Annotated in this window: 15 protein-coding genes; 9 read left to right on the top strand and 6 right to left on the bottom strand. The window is 73.3% G+C overall.

Features of this window, described 5'->3' with window-relative positions; all coding sequences use genetic code 11:
* Window positions 1-95: 95 nt before the first annotated feature.
* The 3 genes from HTZ77_RS47540 (at window position 96) to HTZ77_RS20260 (ending at window position 4,998) form a co-directional block, all read left to right on the top strand.
* Complete coding sequence (locus HTZ77_RS47540) at window positions 96-2,621, top strand: proprotein convertase P-domain-containing protein (RefSeq protein ID WP_175591177.1); 2,526 nt, start codon at window positions 96-98, stop codon at window positions 2,619-2,621.
* A 99-nt stretch (window positions 2,622-2,720) separates the two neighbouring features.
* A complete protein-coding gene (locus tag HTZ77_RS20265) occupies window positions 2,721-3,977 on the top strand; it encodes an MFS transporter (protein WP_175591176.1) in 1,257 nt (418 codons plus the stop codon).
* A gap of 28 nt (window positions 3,978-4,005) precedes the next feature.
* Window positions 4,006-4,998, top strand: coding sequence for a TolB family protein (locus tag HTZ77_RS20260; protein ID WP_175591175.1), 993 nt, complete (start codon window positions 4,006-4,008; stop codon window positions 4,996-4,998).
* Here HTZ77_RS20260 and HTZ77_RS20255 read toward each other — a convergent pair.
* The 3 genes from HTZ77_RS20255 to HTZ77_RS20245 are packed head-to-tail and all read right to left on the bottom strand — an operon-like array spanning window position 4,971 to window position 7,805.
* Window positions 4,971-5,921 (bottom strand): hypothetical protein, encoded by a 951-nt coding sequence (locus tag HTZ77_RS20255; RefSeq protein WP_175591174.1) that lies wholly within the window; start codon window positions 5,919-5,921, stop codon window positions 4,971-4,973. The genes HTZ77_RS20260 and HTZ77_RS20255 overlap by 28 nt on opposite strands.
* Window positions 5,922-5,949: 28 nt before the next feature.
* The gene (locus HTZ77_RS48265) at window positions 5,950-6,921 is read right to left on the bottom strand and encodes a TrmB family transcriptional regulator (RefSeq protein WP_175591173.1); all 972 of its coding nucleotides are present in this window, start codon (window positions 6,919-6,921) and stop codon (window positions 5,950-5,952) included.
* Between the two features lie 26 nt (window positions 6,922-6,947).
* Window positions 6,948-7,805 (bottom strand): helix-turn-helix transcriptional regulator, encoded by an 858-nt coding sequence (locus HTZ77_RS20245; RefSeq protein ID WP_175591172.1) that lies wholly within the window; start codon window positions 7,803-7,805, stop codon window positions 6,948-6,950.
* 84 nt (window positions 7,806-7,889) lie between these two features.
* On the opposite strand from HTZ77_RS20245, the gene HTZ77_RS20240 reads away from it, so the two are divergent.
* Window positions 7,890-8,732: an NAD(P)H-binding protein gene (locus HTZ77_RS20240; RefSeq protein ID WP_175591171.1), complete on the top strand. Its 843-nt coding sequence runs from the start codon at window positions 7,890-7,892 to the stop codon at window positions 8,730-8,732.
* Between the two features lie 13 nt (window positions 8,733-8,745).
* On the opposite strand, the gene HTZ77_RS20235 is transcribed toward HTZ77_RS20240, so the two are convergent.
* Complete coding sequence (locus tag HTZ77_RS20235) at window positions 8,746-9,030, bottom strand: hypothetical protein (protein WP_175591170.1); 285 nt, start codon at window positions 9,028-9,030, stop codon at window positions 8,746-8,748.
* 152 nt (window positions 9,031-9,182) lie between these two features.
* On the opposite strand from HTZ77_RS20235, the gene HTZ77_RS20230 reads away from it, so the two are divergent.
* From HTZ77_RS20230 to HTZ77_RS20215, 4 genes are read left to right on the top strand one after another with little or no spacing between them, the layout of a single operon-like run.
* Complete coding sequence (locus HTZ77_RS20230) at window positions 9,183-9,653, top strand: hypothetical protein (protein ID WP_175591169.1); 471 nt, start codon at window positions 9,183-9,185, stop codon at window positions 9,651-9,653.
* Window positions 9,654-9,666: 13 nt separating this feature from the next.
* Window positions 9,667-10,563, top strand: a complete 897-nt coding sequence (locus HTZ77_RS20225; RefSeq protein WP_175591168.1) for a hypothetical protein — start codon at window positions 9,667-9,669, stop codon at window positions 10,561-10,563.
* Complete coding sequence (locus HTZ77_RS20220; protein ID WP_175591167.1) at window positions 10,560-10,955, top strand: YbaB/EbfC family nucleoid-associated protein; 396 nt, start codon at window positions 10,560-10,562, stop codon at window positions 10,953-10,955. The genes HTZ77_RS20225 and HTZ77_RS20220 overlap by 4 nt, the downstream gene beginning before the upstream one ends.
* Window positions 10,956-10,958: 3 nt before the next feature.
* Window positions 10,959-11,372 (top strand): YbaB/EbfC family nucleoid-associated protein, encoded by a 414-nt coding sequence (locus HTZ77_RS20215; protein WP_175591166.1) that lies wholly within the window; start codon window positions 10,959-10,961, stop codon window positions 11,370-11,372.
* A gap of 42 nt (window positions 11,373-11,414) precedes the next feature.
* On the opposite strand, the gene HTZ77_RS20210 is transcribed toward HTZ77_RS20215, so the two are convergent.
* On the bottom strand, window positions 11,415-11,765 hold the full coding sequence (locus HTZ77_RS20210) for a hypothetical protein (protein WP_175591165.1): 351 nt from the start codon (window positions 11,763-11,765) through the stop codon (window positions 11,415-11,417).
* Here HTZ77_RS20210 and HTZ77_RS20205 point away from each other — a divergent pair.
* A complete protein-coding gene (locus tag HTZ77_RS20205) occupies window positions 11,764-12,141 on the top strand; it encodes a hypothetical protein (RefSeq protein ID WP_175591164.1) in 378 nt (125 codons plus the stop codon). The genes HTZ77_RS20210 and HTZ77_RS20205 overlap by 2 nt on opposite strands.
* 16 nt (window positions 12,142-12,157) lie before the next feature.
* Here the strand turns inward: HTZ77_RS20205 and HTZ77_RS20200 are convergent, their stop codons facing one another.
* On the bottom strand, window positions 12,158-13,030 hold the full coding sequence (locus HTZ77_RS20200) for an isocitrate lyase/PEP mutase family protein (protein ID WP_175591163.1): 873 nt from the start codon (window positions 13,028-13,030) through the stop codon (window positions 12,158-12,160).
* Between the last annotated feature and the right edge of the window lie 115 nt (window positions 13,031-13,145).

Raw genomic sequence — 13,145 nt, 5'->3', positions numbered from 1 at the left:
GCCATTGACTGTGTGCGTGCGGCGGGTAACTTTCCGATCGCCGTGGGGCCCACGGAGCCACCTCACCCGAACCCCACACGAGAGGAACACCGTCCGTGATCCGTCACCACGAACGCCGCCGGATGCTGTCCGGCACGGCGGGCCTGGCGATGCTGGCCGCGCTCGGCGCGGGACCGACAGTCCAAGCCCAGGCCGCCACCTCCCCACCCACCGAAGCCTCCCTCCCCGTCCAGGCCGCCGCCTCCGTCCGTACGGCGGCGCAGGAGCCGCCGGCCGCGGCAGCCGTGCCGCAGCTCGCCGAGGGCGGCGCCGGCACGGCCGCCGCCGCCGTGTCCGGATCCGCCGCGGGCGCTGCCGCCCGCCAGGTGTGCGGCTCCGGCGCAACCTGGCTGCGCCTGCGCTTCACCCGGCTCGACCTGCGCGGCGACGACAGCCTGACCGTCACCGGCTCGGCGGGCGGCTCCTTCCGGTTCACCGGGGACGCCTGGCGCGACCGGACCTTCACCACCCGGGCCCTGCGCGGCGACTGCGTCACGGTGAAACCGCACTTCAGCGACCCGTCCAGCGCGTACGCCATCGACGGCTACCAGGCCGGCACGCAGGCCCTGGAGGCGGCCGAGGTCGTCGTGGCCGGGGCGGGAGACATCTGCGGCACCGCCTGCTCCGACACCGCGAAGCTCATCACCGGCACCATCAAGCCGGCCGCCGTGTTCACCGCGGGCGACAACGCCTACGAGAGCGGCAAGCTCAGTGAGTACAACGGCGCCTACAAGCAGACCTGGGGCGCCTTCTTCGACAAGACCTACCCCACTCCCGGCAACCACGAGTACAAGACCTCCGGCGCGTCGGGCTACTTCGACTACTTCGGCGCCCGCGCCGGAGCACGCGGCAAGGGCTACTACAGCTGGGACATCGGCGACTGGCACTTCGTCGCGCTCAACAGCAACATCTCGATGAGCGCCGGCTCCGAGCAGGAGAAGTGGCTGCGCCAGGACCTCGCCGCCACCACCAAGCCGTGCACCGCGGCCTACCTGCACCACCCGCTCTACAACGTCGGCGAGCACGGAGCGGCCACCAACACCAGGCCGCTGTGGAAGGCCCTCTACGACTACAAGGCCGACCTCATGCTGGCCGGCCACGACCACAACTACCAGCGCTGGACCCTGCAGGACTCCCAGGGCAACGCCGACCCGAACGGCATCAGGGAGATCCTCGTCGGCACCGGCGGCCGGAGCTTCTACTCGCTCGGTTCCAGCAACCCCGCCAACCTGCAGGCCAAGAACTCCAACACGCACGGCGTGCTCAAGCTCACCCTGTCCAGCACCGGCTACCGGTTCGACTTCGTGCCGATCGCCGGCCGGACGTTCACCGACAGCGGCACGGGCACCTGCCACAAGGCGGGCTCGACCGCGCCGGACTTCGCGGTGAGCGCCCAGCCCTCCTCGCTGAGCGTCGCCCCCGGCGCCTCGGCCACCTCGACCGTGCGGGTCGCGAGCCAGAACGGCTTCGCCGGCACGGCCCAGCTCACCGTCTCGGGACAGCCCTCGGGCGTCACCGCGACGATCGCGCCCGCCTCGGTGACGGTCGGCTCCGGCGGTACGGCGAACGCCACGCTCACCGTGTCGGCGGCCGCGGGCACGCCGGCCGGCACCCACACCCTGACCGTGACCGGCACGTCCGGCTCGCTCACCAGGACGGCCGCCGTGCAGCTCTCCGTCGGCGGCGGGGGCGGCACGACCGTCTTCTCCGACGACTTCGAGACCGACCGGGGCTGGACCGTGAACGCCGCCGGCACCGACACCGCCACCGGCGGCCGGTGGGAGCGCGGTGACCCCGAGGAGACCCAGGAGGAGGGCGTCAAGCAGCTCGGCAGCACGACCAGCGGCGTCAACGCCCTGGTCACCGGCCGGCTGGCCGGGTCCGGGCCGGGCGCCAACGACGTGGACGGCGGCGTCACGACCGTCCGCTCCCCGGCCATCGCGCTGCCCTCCGGCCCGTCCACGCTGAAGCTGTCGCACACGTTCGCCCACCGCGACAACTCCGGCCCCGACGACTACCTCCGCGTCAAGGTGGCCGGCGCCTCCTCGACCACCACCGTGCTGGAGCGGACCGGCACCGCCTCCACCGACCTGGACGGCGCCTGGAAGACGCTCACCGCCGACCTGTCCGCCTTCGCCGGGCAGAGCGTCCGGATCGTCGTCGAGGCGGCGGACGCCGGGACGGCGAGCCTCGTCGAGGCGGCGATCGACGACGTGCAGATCACCTCGTCCGGCGGGGGAGCCGTCTTCCGCAACGACACCGCGTCCCCGGTGCCGGACCGCGGCGACGTGGAGAGCCCGATCACGGTCACCGGCCAGGCGGGCGACGCGCCGTCCGCCCTGCGGGTGGACGCCCGCGTCTCCCATCCCTACCGCGGCGACCTCGCCGTGGAGCTGGTCGCCCCCGACGGGCGCACCTTCCCGATCAAGGCCGCGCACAGCAAGGAGGACGGGGCCGACCTCACGGTCGGCACCACCGTGAACGCGACGGGCACGCCGGCGGACGGGCGCTGGCTGCTCCGGGTGAAGGACACCCTCGACCAGGACGACGGCGTCCTGAACTCCTGGAGCCTGACCTTCTGACCTGCCCGTTCCCTGATGACCTTCTGACCGCGCGCGGGGTCGCGGACGGCCCCTCCGCTCCCCGCGCGCCCGATCCCCCGCTCCTCAGGAGGGTGAACCGTGTACCTGTCCACCACCAGGGCCGCCGGGAGCCCGGTCGCGGCGAACGGGCGGCTGGGAGCCGCCCGCGTGCCCGCCACCGTGGTCGCCCTCGGCCTGGTCAGCTTCTTCACCGACATCTCGGCCGAGATGGTGACCGCGTTCCTGCCGATGTACCTGCTGTACGGCCTGGGCACCGGCTTGCTGAACCTCGGCCTGCTCGACGGCCTGTACACGGGCGCGGGCGCGCTGCTGCGGCTGGCCGGCGGCCATCTGGCCGACCGTTCCGCGCGCCCCAAGGCGGTGGCCATGGCGGGCTACGGCCTGTCGGCCGCGGGAAAGCTGCTGTTCCCCCTGGTGGGCGGGTCCGTCGCGGGCATCGGCGCGGCGGTCTCCGTGGACCGGGCCGGCAAGGGGCTGCGGGCGGCTCCCCGCGACGCCCTCATCACGGCCGCCACGCCCCCGCACGCCCTGGGCGCCGCCTTCGGCGTGCACCGGGCGCTGGACACGGCCGGGGCACTGCTCGGCCCCGTGACGGTGTTCGCGCTGGTGGCCGCCATCGGCGACGCCTACGACGCGGTCTTCGTCACCAGCTTCTGCCTGGCCATGATCGGGGTGGTGATCCTCGCCTGCTTCGTGCGTGACCGGCGGGTCGCGCCGGGGACCCGGCCGAAGGTCTCCCTGCGGGACGGCCGGCGGCTGCTGGCCCGGCGCCCGCTGCGGCGGGTGGCCGCGTACGCGACCATGCTGGGGCTGGTCACGGCCGGCGACGCCTTCCTCTTCGTCGGGGTGCAGCGGCAGACCGGGCTCGGCGCGGCCACGCTGCCGCTGCTGCCGCTGGCCACCTCGCTCGTCTTCCTCCTCGCGGCGGTCCCGCTGGGCAAGCTCGCCGACCGGGTCGGCGGCTGGAAGGTCTTCGTCGCCGGCCACGCGCTGCTGGCGGCGGCCTACGCGCTGCTCGCCGCCGCCTGGCAGGGCCCGTTCGCGGCGCTCGGCGTGCTGCTGCTGCACGGACTGTTCTACGCGGCCACCGACGGGGTGCTGATGGCGCACCTCGCGCCCCGCGTGCCCGAGCACCTGCGCGCCAGCGGCCTGGCCATCACGCAGACCGGCCAGGCCCTGGCCCGCGCGGGCGGCACGATCGCCTTCGGCGCGCTCGCCGCGAGCTGGGACCTGCGGGGCGCGTTCGCGGCCTTCGCGGCGCTGCTCGTCGCCGGCGTCCTGGCGGCCGGCGCGTTCCCGCCCGACCCGCGCCGCGCGAGGGAGGCGTCGTCGTGAGCATCCACGGCCGCGGAAAGGAGACGTCGTGAGCGGCCACCGCCTGCGGATCGTCGCCGGGATCTGCTCGATCGCGGCGCTCGTGGGGGCGGGCGGCGGCTACGTGGCCTGGGCGATCGCGGCGGACGAGCGACCGGCCGCGATCGCCCCGGCCACGGCGGAACCGGGGACCCTGGTGTTCCTCGACCACGGCCGCGCCCTCTCCCAGGTCCCGGTCACGGACCCGGGCGCCGCACCGGTCCGCCGCGCCCCGACCTGCCTGCGCTCCTACACCGCCGGCGGCACCACGATCTGCCTGCGTACCGTGGCGGTGCCCGCCGGTTTCGAGGCGGCGTTCCTGCGCGGCGACAAGGAGATCGCCGAACCGGTCCGCGTCGACGGCACGCCCAGCAGGGCGCGCGTCTCCCCCAGCGGGCGCCTGACCGCCTGGACGGTCTTCCGCACCGGCGACTCCTACAACCCGGGGGCCTTCGCGACCACCACCGGCATCTACGACACCCGTACCGGCACGCTGCACGGCTCGCTGGAGGACTTCGCCGTCCTCGTGGACGGCAAGCCGTACCAGCGGGAGGACCGCAACTTCTGGGGCGTCACGTTCGCCGCCGACGACCGGACCTTCTACGCGACGATGGGCTCCGCCCGGCGGATCTGGCTGCTGCGCGGCGACCTGGCGAGCCGCACGCTCACCGCGGTCGGGCGCGACGCGGAGTGCCCCTCGCTGTCGCCCGACGGCACGCGCCTCGCCTACAAGAAGCGGGTGGGGACGCGCTGGCGGCTGCACGTCAGGGACCTGGGGACCGGGCGCGAGACCCCGCTGGCGGAACCGGCCGAGATCGACGACCAGGCGGCCTGGGTGGACGACGCGACCGTCGCCTACGCGCGGCCCGACGACGGGGGCCGCGTCTCGCTGTTCGCCGTCCCGGCCGACGGCACGGGGGCGCCCCGCCTGCTGCGCCGGGACGCCTCCTCCCCCGCGGTGGTCCAGCGCCCGGATCAGTCCCACTCCCAGGCCACGCCGTGAATGCCGGGCTCGGGGTCGAAGACGGTGTGGGTGGCCGTGCCGGTGCCGCCGATCCACAGCTCCTCCGTCGTGGTCCTGGGGTGCGCGACCGACGGCTGGTGGAAGGCGCGGCAGAGCGCGGGCAGGGCCGCCCGGTCGAAGACCACCTCCACGGTCAGCTCCCTCGTGCCGGGCACCACCCGGTGGGCGGTGTACGGGTCGAGGTGGCCGGGCGGGAAGGCGAGCACGTACTCCGCCACCGTGATCGCGCCCTGCGGGAGGATCCGGTCGAGGATCATCTCGTGCACCTCGAAGCCGGTCTCCGGGTCGGCGCGCACCCTGCCGGTCCGCCATCCCCGCGCCTGCTCGATCGCCGGTCCCGGCACCCCGGCCATGTGGAAGTGGTGCACCATGAGCGCGCGCCGCACCTGCGGGCGCTGCGCCTCCATCACCACCTGCAGGGACATCGAGCGGATCTGCCGGTGCGCGTCGAGCCGGACCAGCGTGCTGCGCCGCCGTTGGAGCAGGTGGTCCAGGCAGTCCGCGGTGGCCTCCACCTGCGCCAGCACCCGCACCAGGCCCTCCGGCCTGGCCCACGACCGGTCGGGCCGCGCCGGGCGGGGCGCCTGCTGGCCGGTCCACCGCCCCCGGGGCCGCGGCGGCCCGAGCAGGCCGACGAGCGACCCGGGCGGCACGTGCAGCACCTCCTCCAGAGCGCGCAGCGCCCGCAGGGACTCCTCGCGTTCCGGCTGCGTGCGGCCCGACTGCCAGTAGCTCAGCGCGGTCCTGCTCACCGAGATCCCCTGCTCGCGCAGGCGGTGCTGGAGGCGGTCGAGGCTCAGGCCGCCGGCCTGGATGGCCAGCCGCAGCGCGACGCTGAACGGCCCGGCGTCCAGCGCCTCGTCGAGGGACCTGCGTAACTCCTCTGGCGTCCGCTGGTTCACCGCTGCGTCCCCTTCCGCCGGGTTCCGGCTACAACCAGCCGCGCTGAGCGGCCGCGACGGCGAGCTGGAACCGGGTGGTCGTCGCCGTCAGGGCCATGAGCTGTTCCAGCCGGCGGTAGAACGTCCTGCGGCTCATCCCCAGGCTCTCGGCCGCCCGGGCGTCGCTGACCCCCGCGTTGAGCAGGACGAGCAGCCGGCGATCGGCCGCCCTGACCGACGGGCCGGTCCCGGCCGCCAGGTGCAGGGGGATGGCCGTCTTCCAGCAGCTCTCGAACAGGCCGGCCAGCGCCTCCAGCAGGCCGCCCGAATAGACGATCGTCAGCGTCGCGTCCTGCCCGTCCTCGGGCCTGGTCAGCCACGCCAGGTCCTTGTCGAGGATGGTCATGTTCACCGGCAGGTCAGCCGCGGCCCGCGCCTGCTCTCCGGCCTCCACGCACGGCGTGACGTTCTCCTCCAGGTAGCCGGGCAGCTCCAGCGACTCCCGCGCGTAGACCACCCGGTAGGCGACGCCCCGGGCGAGCTGCTCGATCTCGGCCCTGTTGACGGCTCCGAACAGGTGCGGCGGGCGGTCCAGCCGCCGGATCTCGTGCCGGACGCTGTTGACGAGCTGGCGGATGCGCAGCTTCACCGCCGGGCCGGTGACCACCTCGACCGGCGACTCGACGGCGCCCCTGCGGGCCGAGCGGCGGTGGGTCTCGAAGGCGTTGCCCACGGCGATGCGCGCCCGCTCGACGTCGGCCTGCCGCCGCCGTACCAGCGCCTCCAGGCCCACCTCCGGGACCACCGCGCGGAAGCCGTCGCCGGCGTCGCGCCGCGCCACCAGGCCCCAGGTGGTGAGCTCCTTGAGCGCGGACCGCGCCCGTTCGGGCCTGATGTCGAGCGCCTCGGCGAGCGCCGCCTCGGTGGTCTGCTGCGTCCAGAGCAGCTGTACGTACACCCGGGCCGTTTCGGACCGCAAGCCGAGAATGACCAGGTGGCTGTACAGATCATCCGGTTCCACCGGATCACTATAAAAAGGCTTTCGGTTTATATGTCGGTATTTCCAGAGGGAATTCCGCATCCGCCATGTCTGAGCGGCCGGCCGCGCCACGATCGCAGCCGCTTGAGCGCATCGTGGGAGGGCGTGCCGGGGGCGGCGGTGTAGAGGATGATGCGATGGTCGCCGCCGGGGACGGACAGGATCTCGCAGTCGAGCTCGATCTCCCCCACCCAGGGGTGCACGGTCCTCTTCGTCATGGTCCGCTGCACCTCGACCTCCCGCTCCGCCCACAGCTCGCGGAACAGCCGGCTGGTCGACGTCAACTCGTCCACGATCTGCCGTACGTCGGGGTCGTCCGGGTAGCGGCCGCTGGCCCGCAGGTCGGCGACGGCCTGTCGGGCGTGCTCGATCCAGTTGTGCGGCCGGCTCGGCGAGTCGCCGAACAGCCATCGCAGCGTGTTGCGCTCCCGGGGCGGATTGGCTCCCAGGTCACCGATCAGGGCGACCACCATCTCGTTCCACGCGAGCACGTCCCAGCAGACGTTGACGATCATGGCGGGGTACTCGTCGAGGCGGTCCAGCAGGCGCAGCGCGTTGGCGGGCACCTCGGAGGAGGAGCCCGCCCGCGCCGGGGCCTGGTCGCCCATGCGCAGCAGGTAGTCGTGCTCGTCGTCGGTCAGGCGAAGCGTGCGGCTCAGCGCGGCGAGCACCTGCGCGGACGGCTGGGGCCCGCGGCCCTGCTCCAGCCGGATGTAGTAGTCGACCGAGATCCCGGCCAGCAGCGCGACCTCCTCGCGCCGCAGCCCCGGTGTCTGGCGCCGGCTGCCGGGAGCCAGCCCCACCTCGCCGGGTCTGACCCGTTCGCGCCTGCTCCGCAGGAAGCCGCCGAGTTCCTCCCTGTTCATCGTCTTCCATCATGGCCTGGTACTCCGAGTCCCAGGCCCGTGGGTGCCTACCCGGCGTCTCCGGACCGCGGCCAGGCTGGTCGCATGACGATTCTGGTCACCGGAGCGCGCGGACACGTCGCGCGCAGCCTCGTACGACAGCTTCTCGCCGCGGGACAGCCGATCCGCGCGGCCGGCCGCGACCCGGGCGCGGCCCGCGTGCCCGCCGGGGTGGAGACGACGCACTGCGACCTCGCCGACCCGGGCACCTTCGACCAGGCGCTCGCGGGCGTCGGCAAGGTCTTCCTGTACGCCGAGCCGCGCGGCGTGGACGACTTCGTCGCCGCCGCCGCGTCCGCCGGGGTCGAGCACATCGTCCTGCTGTCCGCGCTGCTCCACGATCCCGCCTCGGCCGACGCGATCAGCCGCATGCACGGCGACGCGGAGCGGGCCGTGACCCGCTCCGGCGTCGCCTGGACGTTCCTGCGACCGGGCGGGTTCGCCACCAACACGCTGCAGTGGGCCCCCTCTGTCCGGGCCGAGGGGGTGGTACGGGACCCGTTCCCGGAGTCACGGTCGGCGCCCGTGCACGAGGCCGACATCGCGGCGGTCGCCGTCCGCGCCCTGACCGAGCCGGGGCACGAGGGCGCGGCGTACACGCTGACCGGGCCGGAACTGGTCACCCGCAGGCGTCAGGCCGAGCTGATCGGCGATGCCGTCGGCCGCCCGGTCCGCTTCGACGTCCAGGATCTGGAGCACTACCGGGCGGAGCTCAGCGCCTGGACGACGCCGCAGGTCGCCGAGGCCGTGATCCGCGAGACCGCCGCCGCCGTGGACCGGCCAGCGCCGCCCACGGACACGGTCGCGAAGGTCACCGGCCGGCCCGCCCGGACGTACGGCGAGTGGGCCCGCGACCACGCCGCGGACTTCGGCGCCGGGGCGCTCTGACCGGGGCCGGGCGCTACCCGGCCGCCACGACCTCCCCCGCCGTGACCTGAGGAGCGTTCGGCAGCAGGGAGGCCATGCTCTCCCGCACGTAGTCGGCGGCCCGCTTGGTGGACTCCTCGGCCCCGGCCTCGTCCTCGAAGACGCTGGTGGACAGCATCACCCCGTCCCCGGCGTCGACCCAGTAGTAGGCCACGAACCCGGGGACGTCGCGGAGGAGCGGCAGGAACTCCTCCTTCACCCGGCGTCCCGCCTCGGCGGGATCGGTGACTCCCTCGTATCGGCGTACCGTCGCGTACATGGTCGTCCTCCCTCCGGGGCCCGAAGATCGCCCCACGAGGGGGGACGTACCCCTGGCATCCGCTCATGGACGCCAAGGGGCGGCAAACGAATGATGCACCTCAGGACACGGGCGCCTCCGGCGACTCTGAACGGTGATGATACAAAGAGCGCGTGTCAGATGATCTTCAGTCACTCACGGTCAGTTCGCCGTCCATGGTGAGCCCGTGCCCCCACACCCCCGCCTGCCCGCCACCCGCCTGCCTCCCGCAGAGCCTGCGAGCGCAGCCGGCACGGGCCGCGTCCGCCCGACAGGCGGCGATACCGGACGACACGGGCCGCGGCCCCGGCGGCTACGACGTCAACGAGGCGTTCGTGCGGAAGTTCGCCGGCACCATGGACAGCTCGGCCACCGGCGTGGACACCGTCAAGCACTGGACTCCCCGCTTCGAGGGCTGGCAGCTCACCCCCATGGCCGGCGTGCCCATAGCCGGGTTGTTGTTCGTCGACCGGTTCAACATCATCTCCGACACCTGGAAGGACTGCGCCGGCATCCTGTCCGGGTTGTTGCGCACCGACAGCGGCAAGATCGTCAAGGCCGCCGACAACTACGCCGCCGCCGACCACCACAGCACCCCCGCGTGAGGAGGAATCCGCGATGACGGTTCCGTCGGGTCCATCGGGCGAACCGCCGAAGCTCATCCTGCCGGGTCACACCGCGCCCCCGGGCGACCGGCAACTGCACATCACCAACGCCCACGGCACCGTGCAGCGGACCATCACGATCAGCCCCGCGCAGCCTGCCGACCCCGGCTTCTACCGGCGGCTGCTCCAGGGGCTGAACCCACTGCGCCAGAGCAACCGGGCCGCGATGGCCGTCTCGGGGCTCGGCGTGGCCGCGCTCGCGCTCGACGTGGCGGCCACCCTCAACATGGGCAACCCGTTCCTGTTCTACCTGCGCCGCGAGCTGTGGAAGGACATGGCCGGGGCGCTGGAGGGCAGCCGGTCCGACCTGTGGCGCTCGTTCTTCGACGACATCACGCCCAACTGGAAGGGCCTGGCGCAGCAGACCCTCCAGCAGTACGTCCGCTTCAACGTCAACGGCCTGTACGGCCAGCTCGGCAAGATCTCCGGTGAGATGAGCAGCACGATGCACAGCCAGTACAAGGAGGTGATGGATTACGACCTGTCGGTGTTCGGGTTGTACGCCGCCTCGGCCCCCCTCCTGCGCGCGGTGGCCACGATGAGCGCCCACCCCCTCGGCAGGATCGCCCTGATGAGCCAGATCACCCTGTTCCTCAGCGGGCTCGGCAACCTCGTCAAGCAGTTCGCCGACGTCTACACCAAGTACGAGAGCGAGCTCAACAAGCTGGAGCTGAAGCTCAACGACCTGAGAGGCGCCTTCTATCGCTCCGGTGACCCGGCACGGGGCGCGCGCGACCTGCACCTCACCGACGCGATCGCGGACCCCGCCCAGGTGGACGAGTACTGGGTCCCCATGTCCAAGACCGACGCCCCGGCCAAGAGCCACCCGCCGGCCAGGAGCGCCACATGAGGGACGTCAAGGCGTTCGCCGCGAACGGGCCGGAGGACCTCACCCGCCTGCTGCGCGAGGCCGACGGCTGGAATCGCGCCCTGAACGAGGCGTTGAGCGGGCTGGAGGAGGAGCGGCTGGCGGGCACCGACCCGTCAGGAGTGGTCCGCGCCGAGGTGAGCGGCAGCGGGCGCCTGCGCGGGCTGTCCATCGATCCGCGCGGCCTGCGCGGCCTCGACCACGTGCAGCTCGCGCATGCCGTCCAGGAGGCGATCGCCGCGGCTCACCGCGCGATGGGCGACCGGCTGACGGAGGTCGTCGAGGATCTCGCGGGCCCGGCGCGGGGCACCACGAGCGCCGACGCCGCCGACCCGCTCGACGGTTACATCCGCAACGTGCTGCTAGGAGACTGAGCGATGGAAGGGCCTGACGGGATCAAGGAGTTCGAGGAGGCGCAGGCGCGGCTGGACGCGCTGATCTCCGCCGCCGCGCGAGCGGAGGCCAGGGTGGAGGAATGGAGCGCCGCCGAGTTCTCCGGCCGGGCCGACGACGGCGGGATCACGGCCTTCACCGACGCGGTCGGCACCCTCGTGCGGCTGGAGATCTCTCCGCGCAGCCGGAGACGGCTCGACGCGACGAGCCTGGCCCACGCCATCCTCACGGCGGTCACGACAGCCGAGGACGCCGCGGCGGCCTCCAGGGACGAGCTGTTCGCGGACCTGCTCCCCACCCCGGGCGGAATCGCTCCGGGCGGGATCGCTCGGGGCGGGATCGCTCGGGGCGGGATCGCTCAGGGCGGGATCGCTCCGGGCGGCCCTCGCTCCGCGTAGCGGCCGGGGCAGCGGCGGGGCCCAGGCTCGGGACCCTCTCCCCTACCTGGGCCTCATGTCGTACGTGGCGGCTATGTCGCAGGCGAGCTCCAGCTGCCCCCGGAGCACGTCGTCCACGACACCGCGCACCTCGACCGAGACCACCGCGCCGCCCACGGACCGCGCCGGCCTGAGGTCGAGCCGGGTCACCTCGCCGACGAGCGGGTAGCCGTACCAGCCTTCCTCCCGCTCGTCGTCGGTGTGGGGCAGCGCGGCCTCGACCGCCTGCCAGTCGAGGTCGTCGAACGCGTGTCTACCACGCGCCAGGACTCGTGAGCCGCCGGCCGGTCCGGTACGTCTAAGAGGCATGAGGAGCAGGCATACAGCGCTCGCGGCATCGTTCGCCGTGGCCATGAGCGCGATCATGGCGCCGCCGGCGCAGGCGGCGACCGTACAGAAGAAAGTGCTGGTGGAGCTGCGCGAGACGGGCGGCTTCGCGGGGTTCAAGGATCGCGTGATCGTCTACACCGACGGGTGCGCACGGGTGAGCCGCCGTACGGGGCCCACCGTGGACAAGTGCCTCACCGGCAAGGAGATACGGACGTTGCGCGGCCATCTGAAGCACCTGCGCGTGGGCCGTTCGGAAGCGCGGCCGCAAGGAGCGGACTTCCTCACCTACACGCTCGCCTACCGGGGCCACCGCGCCAGCCGCTACACGCTGCCCAGCTCCTGGAAGCCGGTGGTCCAGCAGCTTGAGCAGGTGCGTCAGAAGTACTGGGCGCCGGACTGACGCACCGGCCCGCGAGTCAACGGCGGAACAGGACGTCGAGTTCGCCGAAGCCCAGTGAGCCGTCCAGCGCTGTGAGGCCCCCCGTGCCGAGCAGCTCCGCGGCGGCTCTGCTGGCCGCGGTGTAGGCGGCCTGGGCCAACGCGGTGCCCAGGCTGACCCTGCGTACCCCGGCCTGCGCGAGCTCGGCGACAGTCGGCCCGCCGGCGACGGCCATCGCGTTGACCGGCAGCGGCGAGGCCGCGCAGAGGGCGCTCAGCACGTCCAGGTCGAGCAGGCCGGGAACGAAGATCCCGTCGGCTCCCGCCTCGGCGTACGCCGCCGTGCGCTCCAGCACCTCACCCAGCCGGCCGTCCGGTGCGCCGATCCCGAACAGGAAGACGTCGGTGCGGGCGTTGACGAACAGCTCCGGCAGGCCCGCTCCGGTCGCGGCGTCCCTGGCGGCGCGCAGCCTGGCGCCCTGCTCGGCGACGTCGAACAGGGGACCCCCGACGGCTGTGGAGTCCTCCAGATTGACGCCCACCGCTCCGGCCTCGACCACCGCCCGCACGGTCGCGGCGACGTCCGCCGGAGCCGGTCCGTAGCCGCCCTCCACGTCGACCGTCACCGGCACGTCGACGGAGTCCACGACGCGGCGCGCGGCCTCCATCATCTCGCCCCGGCCGAGCCGCTGGCCGTCCCCGCGGCCCAGCGACCACGAGACGCCGCCGCTGGTCGTGGCGATCGCCGTGGCGCCGGCGGCGGCGATGACGGCCGCGCTGCCGGCGTCCCAGGCGTTGGGCAGCACCAGTACGGACTCGGCGCTCAACGCGCGGAACAGCCGCGCCTTGCTCCGGCTCGCGGGAGTCGCGTCGGCGGCTGCGGCGGCGGGGGCGGGAAGGTCAACGGACATGCGCGTGACTGCCTTTCGGGTTGTTCAGGTGTTCGGGTGGTCGGCACCTGCTCCTGGGATGCTGCTGGGCGGAGGACCGAAGGTCCACTGATTAAGCTGTGACCGAATCCTGGAA

The organism is Nonomuraea montanisoli, assembly GCF_013363975.1.
Classification (GTDB): Bacteria; Actinomycetota; Actinomycetes; order Streptosporangiales; family Streptosporangiaceae; genus Nonomuraea; species Nonomuraea montanisoli.
This window is presented reverse-complemented; position numbering and strand designations above follow the sequence as displayed.

Coding starts and splice junctions, on each gene's coding strand:
- HTZ77_RS20245 (WP_175591172.1), bottom strand. CDS start 7,805: ATGAACAGGGAGGAACTCGGCGGCTTCCTGCGGAGCAGGCGCGAACGG.
- HTZ77_RS20240 (WP_175591171.1), top strand. CDS start 7,890: ATGACGATTCTGGTCACCGGAGCGCGCGGACACGTCGCGCGCAGCCTC.
- HTZ77_RS20235 (WP_175591170.1), bottom strand. CDS start 9,030: ATGTACGCGACGGTACGCCGATACGAGGGAGTCACCGATCCCGCCGAG.
- HTZ77_RS20225 (WP_175591168.1), top strand. CDS start 9,667: ATGACGGTTCCGTCGGGTCCATCGGGCGAACCGCCGAAGCTCATCCTG.
- HTZ77_RS20220 (WP_175591167.1), top strand. CDS start 10,560: ATGAGGGACGTCAAGGCGTTCGCCGCGAACGGGCCGGAGGACCTCACC.
- HTZ77_RS20215 (WP_175591166.1), top strand. CDS start 10,959: ATGGAAGGGCCTGACGGGATCAAGGAGTTCGAGGAGGCGCAGGCGCGG.
- HTZ77_RS20205 (WP_175591164.1), top strand. CDS start 11,764: ATGAGCGCGATCATGGCGCCGCCGGCGCAGGCGGCGACCGTACAGAAG.
- HTZ77_RS20210 (WP_175591165.1), bottom strand. CDS start 11,765: ATGGCCACGGCGAACGATGCCGCGAGCGCTGTATGCCTGCTCCTCATG.
- HTZ77_RS20200 (WP_175591163.1), bottom strand. CDS start 13,030: ATGTCCGTTGACCTTCCCGCCCCCGCCGCCGCAGCCGCCGACGCGACT.